At 67.6% G+C, this 15,277-nt stretch carries 12 protein-coding genes and 1 tRNA gene; 7 read left to right on the top strand and 6 right to left on the bottom strand.

Annotation, left to right across the window (positions count from 1 at the left end; genetic code table 11):
* Positions 1-20: 20 nt before the first annotated feature.
* Both AC5P8R_RS16935 and AC5P8R_RS16940 read right to left on the bottom strand, forming a co-directional pair.
* Positions 21-560, bottom strand: a complete 540-nt coding sequence (locus tag AC5P8R_RS16935) for a pseudouridine synthase (protein WP_495223674.1) — start codon at positions 558-560, stop codon at positions 21-23.
* Between the two features lie 171 nt (positions 561-731).
* Entirely contained in the window at positions 732-1,589 is an 858-nt protein-coding gene (locus AC5P8R_RS16940; RefSeq protein WP_495223653.1) for a class I SAM-dependent methyltransferase, read from the bottom strand.
* Between the two features lie 169 nt (positions 1,590-1,758).
* Between AC5P8R_RS16940 and AC5P8R_RS16945 the strand changes: the two genes are divergently transcribed.
* The 4 genes from AC5P8R_RS16945 to AC5P8R_RS16960 all read left to right on the top strand — a co-directional run bounded on the left by AC5P8R_RS16945 (position 1,759) and on the right by AC5P8R_RS16960 (position 6,194).
* Entirely contained in the window at positions 1,759-2,715 is a 957-nt protein-coding gene (locus AC5P8R_RS16945) for an aldo/keto reductase (RefSeq protein ID WP_014648819.1), read from the top strand.
* A gap of 648 nt (positions 2,716-3,363) precedes the next feature.
* A tRNA-Gln gene (locus AC5P8R_RS16950) sits at positions 3,364-3,436 on the top strand.
* A gap of 356 nt (positions 3,437-3,792) precedes the next feature.
* Positions 3,793-4,917, top strand: a complete 1,125-nt coding sequence (locus AC5P8R_RS16955) for a slipin family protein (protein WP_197621798.1) — start codon at positions 3,793-3,795, stop codon at positions 4,915-4,917.
* A gap of 56 nt (positions 4,918-4,973) precedes the next feature.
* Complete coding sequence (locus AC5P8R_RS16960; protein WP_495223654.1) at positions 4,974-6,194, top strand: RtcB family protein; 1,221 nt, start codon at positions 4,974-4,976, stop codon at positions 6,192-6,194.
* Between the two features lie 95 nt (positions 6,195-6,289).
* On the opposite strand, the gene AC5P8R_RS16965 is transcribed toward AC5P8R_RS16960, so the two are convergent.
* Positions 6,290-7,195 carry an NAD(P)/FAD-dependent oxidoreductase gene (locus tag AC5P8R_RS16965; protein ID WP_046433157.1) on the bottom strand — a complete coding sequence of 302 codons (906 nt, stop codon included), beginning with the start codon at positions 7,193-7,195 and terminating at the stop codon, positions 6,290-6,292.
* On the bottom strand, positions 7,185-7,640 hold the full coding sequence (locus tag AC5P8R_RS16970; RefSeq protein WP_046433160.1) for an Rrf2 family transcriptional regulator: 456 nt from the start codon (positions 7,638-7,640) through the stop codon (positions 7,185-7,187). The genes AC5P8R_RS16965 and AC5P8R_RS16970 overlap by 11 nt, the downstream gene beginning before the upstream one ends.
* 183 nt (positions 7,641-7,823) lie before the next feature.
* On the opposite strand from AC5P8R_RS16970, the gene AC5P8R_RS16975 reads away from it, so the two are divergent.
* Both AC5P8R_RS16975 and dkgB read left to right on the top strand, forming a co-directional pair.
* On the top strand, positions 7,824-9,944 hold the full coding sequence (locus tag AC5P8R_RS16975) for a methyl-accepting chemotaxis protein (RefSeq protein WP_495223655.1): 2,121 nt from the start codon (positions 7,824-7,826) through the stop codon (positions 9,942-9,944).
* Positions 9,945-10,189: 245 nt separating this feature from the next.
* Complete coding sequence (gene dkgB / locus AC5P8R_RS16980) at positions 10,190-10,999, top strand: 2,5-didehydrogluconate reductase DkgB (RefSeq protein ID WP_014648825.1); 810 nt, start codon at positions 10,190-10,192, stop codon at positions 10,997-10,999.
* A 162-nt stretch (positions 11,000-11,161) separates the two neighbouring features.
* On the opposite strand, the gene AC5P8R_RS16985 is transcribed toward dkgB, so the two are convergent.
* On the bottom strand, positions 11,162-11,869 hold the full coding sequence (locus tag AC5P8R_RS16985) for an alpha/beta fold hydrolase (protein WP_495223656.1): 708 nt from the start codon (positions 11,867-11,869) through the stop codon (positions 11,162-11,164).
* Between the two features lie 138 nt (positions 11,870-12,007).
* Here AC5P8R_RS16985 and AC5P8R_RS16990 point away from each other — a divergent pair, with 138 nt between their 5' ends.
* Positions 12,008-12,388: a YbjQ family protein gene (locus tag AC5P8R_RS16990; RefSeq protein ID WP_014648827.1), complete on the top strand. Its 381-nt coding sequence runs from the start codon at positions 12,008-12,010 to the stop codon at positions 12,386-12,388.
* 82 nt (positions 12,389-12,470) lie between these two features.
* On the opposite strand, the gene AC5P8R_RS16995 is transcribed toward AC5P8R_RS16990, so the two are convergent.
* Positions 12,471-15,197, bottom strand: a complete 2,727-nt coding sequence (locus tag AC5P8R_RS16995) for a bifunctional acetate--CoA ligase family protein/GNAT family N-acetyltransferase (protein ID WP_197621038.1) — start codon at positions 15,195-15,197, stop codon at positions 12,471-12,473.
* Positions 15,198-15,277 lie beyond the last annotated feature (80 nt).

Here is a 15,277-nt window from a genome sequence, read left to right on the forward strand (position 1 = left end):
GGTATCCGGCCCTTTCTGTTTCAACCGATCTGCCGCCACTGCCCCGGCTGCAGGTCGTCCAGCCGGTAGGGCCCCATCGCCACCCGCACCAGCCGCAGCGTTGGCAGGTTCACTGCCGCGGTCATCCGCCGCACCTGGCGGTTGCGGCCCTCGCGGATCGTGATCGCCAGCCAGGCATCGGGCACGGTCTTGCGGAAGCGCACCGGCGGATCGCGTGTCCACAGCGACGGCGCCGGATCGAGGCGCTCGATCTTCGCCGGCAAGGTCGGCCCGTCATTCAGCTCCACCCCATCGCGCAACCGTTGCAGCTGATCATCGCTGGGCGTGCCTTCCACCTGCACCCAGTAGGTCTTGTCGGCCTTGTGCTTCGGATCGGTCAACGTGTGCGCCAGCGTGCCGTTATCCGTCAGCAGCAGCAGGCCTTCGCTGTCATGGTCCAGGCGACCGGCGGCATACACGCGCGGCGGCAGGCCGAACCCGGCCAGCGTCGGCCGCGGCGGTACGCTGCGGTCGGTGAACTGGCAGAGCACGTTGAAGGGCTTGTTGAAGGCGATCAGCATTGCGGGCACGGCAGTCGGCGGGTGGCGCATTGTCCCATGCCGCGCCACGTGCCACTCGGCTGTAGAGCCGAGCCCATGCTCGGCTCATCGCGCACAGCACGGCGGAACGCAACAGCAGCCGAGCATGGGCTCGGCTCTACAGAGTCAGCATGCGCCAGCCCGGCACCCCTCTTACGGCTTGATGAAGCGCAGCGTCATGCGGTCGCTTTCGCCGATCGCCTGGTACTTCGCATCATCGGCCTTGTCGTGCTGGTTGGTCGGCGGCAGCGTCCACACGCCGTTCGGGTGGTCCTTGGTGTCGCGCGGGTTGGCGTTGACCTCACTGCGCGCGTCCAGCTTGAAGCCGGCGGCCTCGGCCATCGCGATCACCTGCTGCTGGCCGACATAGCCGGTGTCATCGTCGTCGGCCACGTCGGCCTTGGCGCGGTGCTCGACCACGCCCAGCACGCCGCCCGGCTTGAGCACGTTGAAGAAGCCCTGGAACATGCCCTGCGCCTGGCCGGCCTTGCGCCAGTTGTGCACGTTGCGGAAGGTCAGCACCACATCGGCTGAACCGGCCGGGCCGAACACCGGCTTGGCCGGATCGTAGGCCACCACGGCAGTCTTGCCGAACTGTGCCGGTGCAGCGGCGTACTTCTTTTCCAGGCTGTCGCGGCTGCGCTGCTGGTAGTCACGGCCGCGGCCTTCGGGCACCGCCATCGGATCGACCACCGCAGCAACGTAGTGGCCCTTGTCGTGCAGCAGCGGCGCCAGGATCTCCGAGTACCAGCCGTTGCCGGGGGTGATCTCGATGACGGTCTTTTCCGGCGTCACCTTGAAGAACGACAGCGTCTGCGCCGGGTGGCGGAAACCGTCGCGCTTGACGTTGTTGGCATCGCGGGTGGGCGCCTTCACCGCCGCGTCGATGACCGGCGACACCTGGATCTTCGCCGGCGCGACCGTGGCCGGTGCGGCAAACGCGGGAACAGCGGCAAGCAGGGCCGAAGCAAGCAGCAGGCGGCAACCACGCAGGGACGAAGCAGGCATCATCGGAGCGACTCCAGCGGAAGATGCGGCGAGACTAGCAGCCGCGGCGCCCCAGGTGTTCACAAAACGTTAGCCGCGTGCGTATCGCGGAACACTGTTTTGTGGTCGCCGCCGCAGCACGGTCACACTACGCGTTTTATTCTGGAGCACTTCCCCCAAGGAGTCCGTGCCCATGACGGCAACCCGCGAACTGGGCCGTTCCGGCCTGCATGTACGTCCGCTCGCCTTTGGTGGCAACGTGTTCGGCTGGAGCGCCGATGAGAAGGCCAGCTTCGCCCTGCTCGATGCCTTCGTCGACGCCGGCTTCAACCTGGTCGACACCGCCGATGTGTATTCGGCCTGGGTGCCGGGCAACGCCGGCGGCGAATCGGAAACGCTGATCGGCAAATGGTTCGCGCGCAGCGGAAAGCGCGACAAGGTGGTGCTGGCGACCAAGGTGGCCAAATGGGCCGAACGCCCCGGCCTGACCCCGGACAACATCAATGCGGCGGTCGAGGATTCGCTGCGCCGCCTGCAGACCGACGTGATCGATCTGTACCAGGCCCACGAGGATGATGAGTCGACGCCACTGGAAGCGACCCTGGCCGCGTTCGGCCGCCTGATCGAAGCCGGCAAGGTGCGCGCCATCGGTGCCTCCAACTACAGCGCCACGCGCCTGGCCGATGCGCTGAAGGTGTCCACCGACTACAAGCTGCCGCGTTACGAAACCCTGCAGCCGGAGTACAACCTGTACGACCGTGCCGGCTACGAGAAGGAGCTGGAACCGCTGGTGCAGCGCGAACAGATCGGCGTGATCGGCTACTACGCCCTGGCCAGTGGCTTCCTCAGCGGCAAGTACCGCACACCGGCCGATGCGGCCAAGAGCCCGGCACGTGGCGAAACGGTGGTGAAGCGCTATCTGAACCCGCGCGGCCTGCGCATCCTGCAGGCGCTGGATGACGTGGCCAGCAAGCACAATGCCAGCGCCGCACAGATCGCACTGGCATGGCAGATCGCGCGGCCGTCGATCACCGCGCCGATCGTCAGCGCCACCAGCGTCGAACAGCTGCACGATCTGCTGGCAGCGGCCAACGTGTCGCTGAGCGTGCAGGATGTCGCGCAGCTGGATGCCGCCAGCGCCGAAGCGTGAGGCCCGGTAGTGCCGGCCGCTGGCCGGCATTGCACAACAGCGAAGAAAATAATTGAACAAAATGGTTGCACGCGACTAAATCGTGGTTTATCGTGCGCACCTCGTTTCAACAACCCTTGGAAACTTCCCTTGAACGCGCATTCCGTCGCCATCGCCAAACTGCTGCCATGCCTGCGCATGGACGGGCTGGCGCGCGCGTTCGGCAAGGAAGACCAGCTGACAACGGCCTGATACCCGCCCTGCGGAGATCGGCCACCCCGATCTCCGAGGCCTGACGACGCCCTCGGAACGCAAGTCCCGGGGGCGTTTTCGTTTGCGTCGGCACAAGGACCCGCGATGCCAGAACTGCACCCCGCGCGGCAACCCGCCGCTCACTGACCCAGGTTTCTCCCGCCCCGCCGAAGGATTTACTTCGCGCGATCGGCTGCGCCCGGACATTATCTGCATCGCATCAAAACATTATCGCTCGTCGATAATGTCGGTGGCCTGCACCCTCGATTCTCCAACGGTCCCGTTTCCATCACGGGCTGGTGCGCGCGGCGTTGCCGTGGCGTATGCCGGAGGTCGCGGACATGCCATCGCCTGGATCGCCTGCTGGAGGCAGGCGCCGGTTCGCCGGTACGCGGTTCGATTCCGCGCGGTCCCCAACTGGATAGCTCAGCAGGGTAGAGCAACGGATCCTGATTCCGTCTGTCGTGGGTTCGACTCCCACTCCAAACCACATGACCTGTCACGTCATGACTTGAAGCAACACCCGGGGCGCAAGCCCCAGCGGCCATCGTCGCCGTCCACCGCCATCGCCTTCGGGCGGGGCGTGGAAGGCAACGGACCGCACGCCGGGCCCCGGCCCGCCGCCACTGCCAGCCACGTTCCGCCCCGGTGCTGCCTGCCGGGAACGGCGATGGCAGCACTGCCGGCGCACCGAAGGCTCCGCGCGCGGACCGTCCGCCGATGGCCGCCCTCTTCCGCTGCCTGCACGTGGTGTGCAGGCGGCCGCGCCACGACCTGATCGACCCGGGTCATGGCGATTCATCCGCAACGGGTCGAACCACCAGAGCCATACAAGGAGAGACTCCCATGTTCTGGACCATCAAGGTCGTGATCGGCGACGGCGAGCGCGGCCTGGTGTATCGCAACCGTCGTTTCCAGCAGATGCTGCTGCCGGGCGTGCACCGCCTGTCGCCGTTCGGCGGCCGCCCGCACGTGGACATCCACACCGCATCGAAGGGCGCGGCCTATACCGGCAGCGACCAGGACAGCCTGATCGAGGCACTGGGCGCGACGCTGGACACGCACTTCGTGATGGCCAATGTCAGCGCCACCGAAGTCGGCCTGTTGCTGCGCAACGGCCGCATCGATGAAGTGCTGCCGCCGGGCAGCCGCCGCCTGTACTGGCGGGGTTCGGTCGACACCCAGGTACGCGTGATGGCGCTGGGTGACGAGCCGCGCATCCCGGCGGACGTGCAGCAACGCCTGGGCCAGCTGGGCGTGCTGCCGCGTGTGGCGGTGATCAGCACCGTGCCAAGCGAGTCGGTCGGCCTGCTGTTCATCGATGGCACGCTGCGGCAGACGCTGGACGCCGGCCTGCACGCGTTCTGGAACTTCAACGGCAACGTGTCGGTGGAGCGCGTGGAACTGCGTGCACGTTCGCTGGACGTGTCCGGCCAGGAGCTGCTCAGCCGCGACAAGGTGACCCTGCGGGTGAACCTGGCCGCGACCGTGCAGGTGATCGACCCGGTGCGTGCACACCGCACGCTCAGCAATGCCGATGAGTTCGTCTACCGGCAGCTGCAGTTCGGCCTGCGCCAGGCGATTGCCGCGCGCAGCCTGGACGAGCTGCTGGGCGACAAGGCGGCGCTGGACGGCGAGATCGCCGCCCATGTGCAGGCCGCGATCGAGGGCCACGGCGTGCGGCTGCTCGGCGTGGGCATCAAGGACGTGATCCTGCCGGGCGAGATGAAGGAGATCCTCAATGGCGTGGTGCTGGCCGAGAAGCAGGCCCAGGCCAGCGTGATCCGTCGCCGCGAGGAGGCCAACGCCACGCGTTCGCAGCTCAACACCGCAAAGCTGATCGAGGACAACCCGGTGCTGATGCGCTTGAAGGAGCTGGAGGCACTGGAGAAGGTCACCGAGAAGATCGACACGCTCACCGTGTTCGGCGGCCTGGATGGCGTGCTGAAGCAGCTGGTGACGATCAGGTAGGGGGTAGCGGCGGCGCAGGGACGCGCCGCCGGCCCATCAAGGACATACACGAAGACATGGACACTCAACACAACTATCAATGGCTGCACGCCGAGGGCACCACGCCGATCAAGGGCTGGGTCAACGGTGTGCCGCTGGAAGCGCAGGCGCATGAGCAGCTGCGCAACATCGCCGCGATCCCGTTCGTCGGGCCGTGGGTGGCCGTGATGCCGGACGTGCACCTGGGCAAGGGCGCGACCGTCGGCTCGGTGATCCCGACCCGCGGTGCGATCATCCCGGCCGCGGTCGGCGTCGACATCGGCTGCGGCATGGCGGCGGTACGCACCACGCTGCGCGCCAACGACCTGCCCGACGACCTGCGGCAGCTGCGCAACAGCATCGAGCGCAGCATTCCGGTCGGCAACGGACGCGGCGGCGAGCATCACCGCATGCCCGACAGCATCCACACGCGGCTCGTGCAGTCCGGGCTGGCCGCCGGCCTGGAGAAGATCAAGGACAGGCACCGCAGAATCCGCACCGACAAGCTCGACCGCCAGCTGGGTACGCTGGGTGGTGGCAACCACTTCATCGAACTGTGCCTGGACGAGACGGACACGGTGTGGGTGATGCTGCACAGCGGATCGCGCGGCACCGGCAACCTGATCGGCACCTACTTCATCGAGAAGGCGCGCGAGGAACTGGCCCGGCGCGTGCTCGGCTTCCACCTGCCGGACAAGGACCTGGCGTTCTTCATGGAAGGCGAGCCGCTGTTCGATGACTACGTCGAAGCCGTGTCGTGGGCGCAGGACTACGCCCGGCAGAACCGCGAGGCGATGATGTCGCGCGTGCTGGCCGAGATGCGCCACCGCTTGCCGAAGTTCCAGCTGGCAGCGATGGCGGTGAACTGCCACCACAACTACGTGCAGAAGGAGACGCACCACGGCCACGAACTGCTGGTGACCCGGAAGGGGGCGGTGAGTGCGCGCGAAGGCGAGCTGGGCATCATTCCCGGCAGCATGGGCACGCGCAGCTACATCGTGCGCGGCAAGGGCAACGCCGACAGCTTCCACAGCTGCAGCCACGGTGCCGGCCGGGTGATGAGCCGTGGCACGGCGCGCCAGCAGATCACGCTGGCCCAGCACCGCGAGGCCACCGCGCACGTGGAATGCCGCAAGGACAGCGGCGTGCTGGACGAGTCACCGGCCGCGTACAAGTCGATCGACGATGTGATGGCCGCACAGCTGGACCTGGTCGAGGTGGTGCACACCCTGCGCCAGGTGCTGTGCGTGAAGGGGTAACGGAGCGGTGCCGGCCAAGGCCGGCCTCTACCAGAGCAGCACGTCGCGTCGGGGGTCAGATCGCTTTCTGCGAAAGGGATCTGACCCCGGCACATTCAGCGCGGCACGCTGTCTTCGGCCACCAGCGCATGATGCACGCCGATGCCCGCGCGCACGCCTTCGGCCATGGCCAGGGTGATGTTGCCGACCGTCGTCGCATCGCCTGCGGCATACACGTTCGGCACCGAGGTCTGCTTCATCATGTCGACCTCGATCAGCACCCCCAGCGGGCTCTCGACCAAGGTGCAGCCAAGCTGCTGCACCAATGGCGTGGCCATCGCCTGGGTGGCCGGTACGAACAGCGCACGCTGGGCGATGCGGCGGCCATCGGCCAGCTCCACTTCCAGCCAGGTCGGCTGGTCGCCCTGCACGCCCAGCACCGGCGAGGTCTCGATCTGCACGCCGCGCTGCTGCATGGCAGCCCGTTCCTCATCGGTGATCGGCAGGCCCTGGCTGAAGAAGGTGACATTGCCCCAGTCGGCAAACAGCGGCGCCTTGCCGGCGGACATCGGATGGCCGCCAAGCAGGCCGATGGCGCCGCCACCCACTTCGTAACCATGGCAGTAGGGGCAGTGCAGCACGGTGCTGCCCCAGCGCTCGGCCAGCCCGGGCAGTTCCGGCAGCTGGTCGGCGATACCGCTGGCCAGCAGCAGCTTGCGCGCGGCCAGCACCTGGCCATCGGCGGTACGTACTTCCACGCCCTCTGCGCTGGCGTTGGCCTGCACAGCCTCGGCATGCACCCAGCGCACGCTGGGGTAATCCAGCAGCTGCTGGCGCGCGGTCTTCAGCAGCTCGGCGCCGCTGATGCCATCCAGCCCTGGCACCCCGTGCGAATGGCTGGCGAAGCGGTTGCGCGGCGAGCCGGCGTCGATGACGGTGACCGGCCGCCGGGCGCGGGCCAGGATCAGGCCGGCGGCAATGCCGGCGTAGCTGCCGCCGACGATGAGCACATCAGGATTCATGAGGACCTTCCAGGGAACGGTGATGGGCGAGATGGCGGGCGAAGTCGGCGCCGAGCTGGTCCAGCGTGGTCGCCCGCAGGCGCGCCTCCAGCAACCGCTGTGCCTCGCGTGCTCCCTCCAGCAGCGCGCTGTTGACCAGCTGCTGGATCGGGCAGCCGCCGCCGGCGTCGCGGGCGCCGACCTGCACCAGCGGTGGTGCGCCCACGGCCAGGTAGATGTCATGCAGGGTGATCGTTGCAGCGTCGCGGGCCAGCTGGCTGCCACCGCCATGACCGCGGGTGCTGCGTACCAGGCCGGCCTTGTGCAGCTGCGCCAGCAGACGGCGGATCACCACCGGATGGGTCGGCAGGCAGGACGCCAGCTGCCCGGACGTGCGCGGGCCATCCTGGCCGACCAGATGCGCCATCACGTGCAGGGCGTCAGAGAGCGGGTTCGCGGATTTCATGTAACTACATTAGTTACATTTATATCCCCTGTCCAGGGTCCGTATTTGTTCCATATGGACACATTTGTCCTATGAAACACTTCCTTCACATCACTAAACGAAACGCTAATGTGATGTTCGTCGCACTTCAGCGGAAGCGTAGCGGGTCGATACCGCATTGCCCCTTCCCGAGAGTGCTTCCCGATGAATGCGTCTGTCCGTGCTCCGCGCCTGCAGTCCAAGCTGCTCGGCGCGGTTTCTGTTGGCTTGGCCGTGGTCCTGCTGTGCGCGCTGGCAGGCCTGGCCTCCGCCTGGTTGAAGTTGTCCACCGAGGTCCCGCCCGAAGTCGCGCACAGCCGCGATGCCGAACGCCTGCAGCGTGAGTTCCGTGGCCAGGTGCAGGAATGGAAGAACGTGCTGCTGCGCGGGCACGACGATGCGCTGCGCCAACGCCACCTGGATGGCTTCGACAGCGAAGGCCGCCTGGTCGGGCAACTGGCCAAGGGTCTGGCCACCAGCCCGGACCCGCGCACGCGTGAGCTGGCGCAGGCGTTCGTTGGCCTGCACGCGCAGCTGCAGCAGGACTATCACGCGGCGCTGCAGGCATTTGCCGCGGCCGGCTACGATCCCGCGGCCGGCGACAACCTGGTGCGCGGCAAGGATCGCCCGGTGGCGATGGCTCTGGATGCGCTGAGCACGCACGCCACGCAGGTGGCTGAAGCGGCGCTGGCGGCACGTTCGCAGCAGGCCCGGCAGACCCTGCTGCTGTGCGCGGCGCTGACCGTGCTGGCCGCCGTGCTGCTGCTGATCGGTCTGGCCTGGTGGCTGCGGCGTGCGGTGGTGCAGCCGGTGCTGGCAGTGGAAGCAGCGGCGCGCGCGGTGGCCGCCGGTGACCTGCAGCACGCAGTACAGGTGCGCAGCCGCGACGAGATCGGTCGCCTCGCGCAGGCCATGCAGGCGGTGCAATCCACGCTGCGCAGCGTGCTGGATGCACAGGCCGCGATGGCGCAGGCGCACGAAGCCGGCACCATCAGCCATCGCATGGACGCCGCTGCCTTCCCCGGCGCGTTCGGCACCATGGTGGCCGACTGCAACGCACTGGTCGATGCGCACATCCGGGTGAAGATGCGCGCGATCTCGATCATGGGCCGCTACGCGGTCGGCGACCTCAGCCAGGACATGGAACGCCTGCCCGGCGAGAAGGCGGTGATCACCGAAGCGCTGGACATGGCCAAGCACAACCTCGGCCTGATCAATGGCGAGATCCGCCGCCTGGCCGAAGCTGCCGGCGCGGGAGACTTCAGCCAGCGCGGCGACAGTGCCCGCTTCGAGCATGATTTCCGTGCAATGGTCGAAGGCCTGAACCGCCTGATGCAGACGACGGAGCTGAACCTGGGCGAGGTCTCCAGCATGCTGCGCGCGATCGCCGATGGCCGCCTCGGTGCACGCATGCACGGTGATTTCCAGGGGGTGTTCGCGCGTATCGCCGGCGATGCCAATACCACCGCCACGCAGCTGGCCACCATCGTCACCGACATCAAGCACGCCTCCGGCAACATCCACACCGCCGCCGCGGAGATCGCCGCCGGCAACAATGACCTGTCGCGCCGCACCGAGCAGCAGGCGGCCAACCTGGAGGAGACCGCGGCATCGATGGAGGAGCTGACCTCCACCGTGCGCCAGAACGCCGAACATGCGCGCCAGGCCAACCAGCTGGCGATCGGCGCCCATACGGTCGCCTCGCACGGTGGCAGCGTGGTCGGCCAGGTGGTGGCGACGATGGGCGCGATCGAGACCTCGTCGCGGCAGATCGCCGAGATCATCAGCGTGATCGATGGCATCGCGTTCCAGACCAACATCCTGGCGCTGAATGCCGCGGTGGAAGCGGCACGCGCCGGCGAACAGGGCCGCGGCTTCGCGGTGGTCGCCAGCGAAGTGCGTACGCTGGCGCAGCGCTCGGCGGCAGCCGCGAAGGAGATCAAGTCACTGATCGAAGCCTCGGTGGAACAGGTTGGCCATGGCGCACAGCGCGTGCGCGAGGCAGGCGACACCATGGCCGAGATCGTTGCATCGGTGCAGCGCGTGACCGACATCATGGCCGAGATCTCCGCGGCCTCGCAGGAGCAGAGCGCGGGCATCGAACAGGTCAGCCAGACCGTGATCCAGATGGACGGCACGACCCAGCAGAACGCCGCGCTGGTGGAAGAAGCCAGCGCCGCCGCGCGCAGCCTGGAGCAGCAGGCCAACCGCCTGATCGATGCGGTGGATGTGTTCGACCTGTCGACCACAGCGGCGGCGAAGGGCGGGCTGGCACGCGCGGCTTGATTGATCCGGTTGCCGGCCAGCGGCCGGCACTACCGTGGAGCGCAGACAGGGGGAGTGCCGGCCGCTGCCCGGCAGCGTCCAACGCTGCACGGGTGGCGGCATGAACAGTGCGGACCAACGGTCCGCACCCACCACTACCTGCCGTCGTACACGTCGATGCAATGCACCGTTGCCGGCATGCACACGGCCGCTGGCCTACCCTTTCGTGGACATTCCCGCCTCCCTCCCCCTCTGCTGGAGCCCCCATGACTGTCCCCGCCTTCGGTCTCGGCACCTTCCGCCTGAAAGACCAGACCGTGATCGACTCCGTGCGCAACGCGCTGGCGGTCGGCTACCGCGCCATCGATACCGCGCAGATCTACGGCAACGAAGCCGAGGTCGGCCAGGCCATCGCCGATTCCGGCGTGCCGCGCGACGACATCTACCTGACCACCAAGGTCTGGATCACCGCGTTCAAGCGCGATGCGCTGCTGGCCAGCCTGCGCACCAGCCTGGAAAAGCTGCGAACCGAGTACGTCGACCTGGCGCTGATCCACTGGCCATCGCCGAACGACAAGGTCGACGTGCCGATGGAGGAGTACCTGGCCGCACTGGCTGAAGCCAAGGCGCAGGGCCTGACCCGCGAGATCGGCATCTCCAACTTCACCATCGCGCAGACCCGCAAGGCGATCGGCATCCTCGGCGCCGGTGCCATTGCCACCAACCAGATCGAAATCCACCCCTACCTGCAGAATCGCCTGCTGGTGAAGTTCCTGCAGGACAACGGCATCCACATCACCGCCTACATGAGCCTGGCCTACGGCGAGGTGATCAAGGACCCGGTGATCCAGGCCATTGCCGGACGCCACCAGGCCACGCCGGCGCAGGTCGCGCTGGCCTGGGCGCTGCAGCAGGGTTTCTCGGTCATTCCGTCCTCGACCAAGCGCGAGAACCTGGCGAGCAACCTGGAAGCGGCAGCGATCCGCCTGACCGACGAAGACATGGCACAGATCGCCAAGCTCGACCGCGGCCATCGCCTGGCCAACCCGGAAGGCATCGCCCCGGCCTGGGATTGAGGCAGTGGTGCTGTAGAGCCGAGCGCACGCTCGGCTGCTGCCTCCCCGGAGCCGAGCATGGCTCGGCTCTACAGGTAGGTGCCGACCTTGGTCGGCACTGAGCCCTGATCGATCGTTGGAACACCGTGCCGACCAAGGTCGGCACCTACGAGAGGGTGGGGATCATCCCCTGCCCTGCAGCAACCACCCACGCATCGCCGCACTGACCTCGTCCGGTTTCTCCATCGGTGCCAGGTGCCCGCAGTCAGGCACCACCACCAGCTGCGAGTGCGGCACCATCGCGTGCATTTCCTCGCTCACCGCCAGCGGCGTGATGCGATCGTTCGCGCCGCACACGATCAGCAGCGGATCGCGGTAGCCGGCCAGCACATCATGGCCATCGCGGCGTTCCAGCGCGCTCTGGCGCAGGAACACGTCCGCGTCCAGGCGGGCGGTCATGTCGCGCACGCGCTGCACCAGCACGTAGTCATCCAGCCGCGACGCATCGATGTAGCTGCGCATCAGCACATCGCCGAAGCCGTGGAACTTCCCCGGCAGGCGCACGCTGGCACGTTGGCTGCGGCGCTGCTCGGCACGTTCCGGTGAATCGGCGTGGATCGAGGTATCGATCAGCGCCAGCTGCAGCACGCGCTCCGGCGCAATGCGCAGGATCTGCTGGGCGACGAAGCCGCCCAATGAGAAACCGGCCAGCGCAAAGCGCTCCGGTGCCTGTGCGAGCACGTCCTCGGCCACCGCCTGCAGGGTCTCGCCACGGGTCTGGTCGCCTACTGTGCAGTCGGCGATGTCGGCCAGGTCGGCCAGCTGCGCGCGCCACAGCTCGGCATCGTTGAGCAGGCCGGGCAGCAGCAGCAGGGGAATACGGTCGGTCATGGGGGTATTGTCGCGCCAGCACGGTGACGGAACCATGCCGCAACAGGCGGTTGCGTTGTAGAGTCGCGCCATGCTCGACTGCTGCACGGCCCGTCGAGCATGGCTCGACTCTCAGAAGGCAGCGATACGGACGCGACCATGGCAGACCCCTACAACAGCGGTACCCCCACCCCACCCGCGCTCCGCTTCGATGATGCGCTGGTCACCACCGCCTTCGAGCTGCCTGGGCACCGCGTCGTGCGCAACCTCGGTGTGGTGCGCGGCATCACCGTGCGCTCGCGCTCGATCGTCGGCAACTTCCTCGGCGGTATCCAGACGCTCTTCGGTGGCAACATCACCATCTATACCGAACTGTGCGAACAGGCCCGCGAGGAAACCTACCGCGACATGGTCAAGCATGCGCGGCAGCTGGGTGCCAACGCGATTATCGGCATGCGCTACGACGCCACCGATGTGATGACCGGGCTTACCGAAGTGCTGTGCTATGGCACGGCGGTGGTGGTGGAGCCGATGCGTTGAAGCTATAGAGCCGAGCCCATGCCCGGCTCAGGCGTGCCCGTGTGATGCAAGGCAGCCGAGCATAGGCTCGGCTCTACAGGAATCAGGCCACCGGCGGGACGTCGGGCACCTCGACCTGCTGCACCGGCAGGGTCACCATCATCACCGTCGGGTCGTCCGGGTCCAGCTTCGTCTTGAAGCCCAGGCTCTGGCACATCGCCAGCATGGTGCTGTTCTCGCGCAGCACCTGGCCTTCGACCACGTCCAGCCCCAGCCACTTGGCGTACTCGATCATGATCGCCATCAGCCGCCAGCCGATGCCGTGGCCCTTCAGATCCGAGCGGATCAGGATGCCGTACTCGCCACGGTGGTAATCGGCATCGGCGTGCAGGCGCACCGCGCCCAGCATCTCGCCGCTGCGCGGTTCGATCGCCACCAGCGCAATCGAGCGCGCGTAGTCGAGCTGGGTCAGGCGCGCGATGAACTCGTGGCTGAAGTGCTTCACCGACTGGAAGAAGCGCAGGCGCAGGTCCTCGTCGCTGACGCGGGCGAAGAACGCACGGAACAGCGCGTCGTCCTCCGGCCGCACCGGGCGCACGAAGGCACGGCCGCCATCGGACAGTTCGATGGTGCGCTCCCACTCCTTCGGGTACGGGAACACCGAGAAACGTGGATGGCCGCGGCCCTTGTGCAGGATGCGCGACGGCGCCACCGCCACGCGGGCGTCGAGGGCGAGGATGCCCTTGCCGTCGACCAGCAACGGGTTGATGTCCAGCGTACGCACTTCGGGAATGTCGGCGGCCAGTTGTGCAAGCTTCACCAGCGCCAGCGCCAGTGCGCGCTCGTCAGCCGCCGGCACGTCACCGTAGGCCTTGAGGATGCGCGAGGCGCGGGTCTGGCCAATCAGCTCGTGGGCCAGGCGCAGGTCCAGCGGCGGCAGCGCCAGTGCCTTGTCGTTGATCACTTCGACGGCAGTGCCGCCGCGACCGACCACGATCACCGGGCCGAACGTCGCGTCATCGGCGATGCCGACAATCAACTCGCGCGCCTTCGGACGCACGATGGTCGGCTGCACCAGCAGGCCATCGACACGCGCATCCGGCCGCAGCTGGCGTGCGCGCGACAGGATCGCGTTGGCCGCGCTCTGCACCGCCGGCAGCGTGGACAGGTTCAGGCGCACACCATCCACTTCCGACTTGTGCGGAATATCCGGCGAGAGAATCTTCAGCGCGACCGTGGCACCGCGTTCCAGCAGCGGCTGCGCCAGGTCCATCGCCTCGTGCGCATCACGCGCATGCATCACCGGCGCGGAGGGAATGCCGTAGGCCTTGAGCAGTTCATGCGTAGCCAGCGGGTCCAGCCACTGCTGGCCGTTGGCCAGCGCGGCATCGACCAGTGCGCGCGCGGCGGCCGTGTCGACGCTGAAGTCCTGCGGCAGGCTGGGCGGCGTTTCCATCAACGCGTTCTGCGCTTCGCGGTAGCGCACCAGATGCTGGAAGCCACGTACGGCTTCGGCCTCGGTCGGATAGGTCGGCACCCGCGCCGCGTTGAGCGTGGCGGTGGCCTGGTCGTCGTTGCCCAGCCACACCGCGAACACCGGCTTGTCGCGGTGGTGGCGCGGGCGCAGGCCGAGCGTGCGGGTGAGTGCCTGCGCGGCGTCCGCCGATGAGGTGAATGCGGTCGGCACGTTGACCACCATCACCGCGTCATTCTCGTTGTCGGCCAGCAGCGCTTCGATGGCCGCGGCATAGCGGTCACCATCGGCGTCGACCACGATGTCGACCGGATTGCTGCGCGACCAGCCCTGTGGCAATACCGCATCGAGCTTCTGCACCGTGCTGTCGGACAGGGTGGCCAGCGTGCCACGCAGCGCGATCAGCTGGTCCACGGCAAGGCGGCCGACGCCGCCACCATTGCTGAGAATGGCCAGGCGGCGGCCAGGGAAGGTGCCCAGCCGCCCCAGTGATTCGGCGGCGGTGAACAGCTCGTCCAGCGCACCGACGCGCAGCAGGCCGGCGCGGTTGAAGGCCGCACCGTACACATCATCGGCGCAGGCCAGGGCCTGCACATGGGTATCGCGGCTGCCCGGCTGCACGCGCTCGGCGCGGCCGGACTTCACCACCACCACCGGCTTGGCGCGGGCGGCGGCGCGCGCGGCCGACATGAACTTGCGCGCGTCCTTGATCTGCTCGACGTAGAGCAGGATGGCGCGGGTACGGTAGTCGGTGGCGAAGTAGTCGAGCAGGTCGCCGAAGTCGACGTCCATCGTATCGCCCAGCGAGACCACGGCGGAGAACCCGACCGAGCGCGCCACGCCCCATTCCACCAGCGCGGCGGCAATGGCCGAGGATTCGGAGATCAGCGCGAGGTCGCCGGCCTGCGGAAAATGTGCGGCGATGCTGGCATTGAGCCGCGCGTGCGGCGCGATCACGCCCAGACAATGCGGCCCGAGGATGCGCAGGCCATGCTTGCGCGCCACCGCCTCTACCTGTGCAGACAACGAACCGGGGCCTTCGCCCAGGTGCGCGGTGAGGATGATCGCCGCCTGCACGCCACGTTCGGCGGCAGTGCGCACCACCTGCGGCACGATCGCCGCTGGTGCGGTGATCACCACCAGGTCGGGCACCCAGTCCAGGTCCTTCAGCCGCTTGACCGTGCGGATGCCATCGATCTCGGCATGCCGCGGATTGATCCACGCCACCTTGCCGGGGAAGCCGGTGCCACGCAGGTTGCGCATCACCGCGCGCCCGGCCGAACGCTCGCGCGGGCTGCCGCCGATCACCGCGACCGACTGCGGACGGAACACGGACTGCAGGTGGTAGGTACTCATGCGCCTACGGTACCCAAATTCCGTGGCGATGGGGTCGGAGGCGGGGTCGGACCCCTTTTCGCAGGAAAGGGCTCCGACCC

It is taken from the genome of Stenotrophomonas sp. YJH_SMC_73 (genome assembly GCF_059370155.1).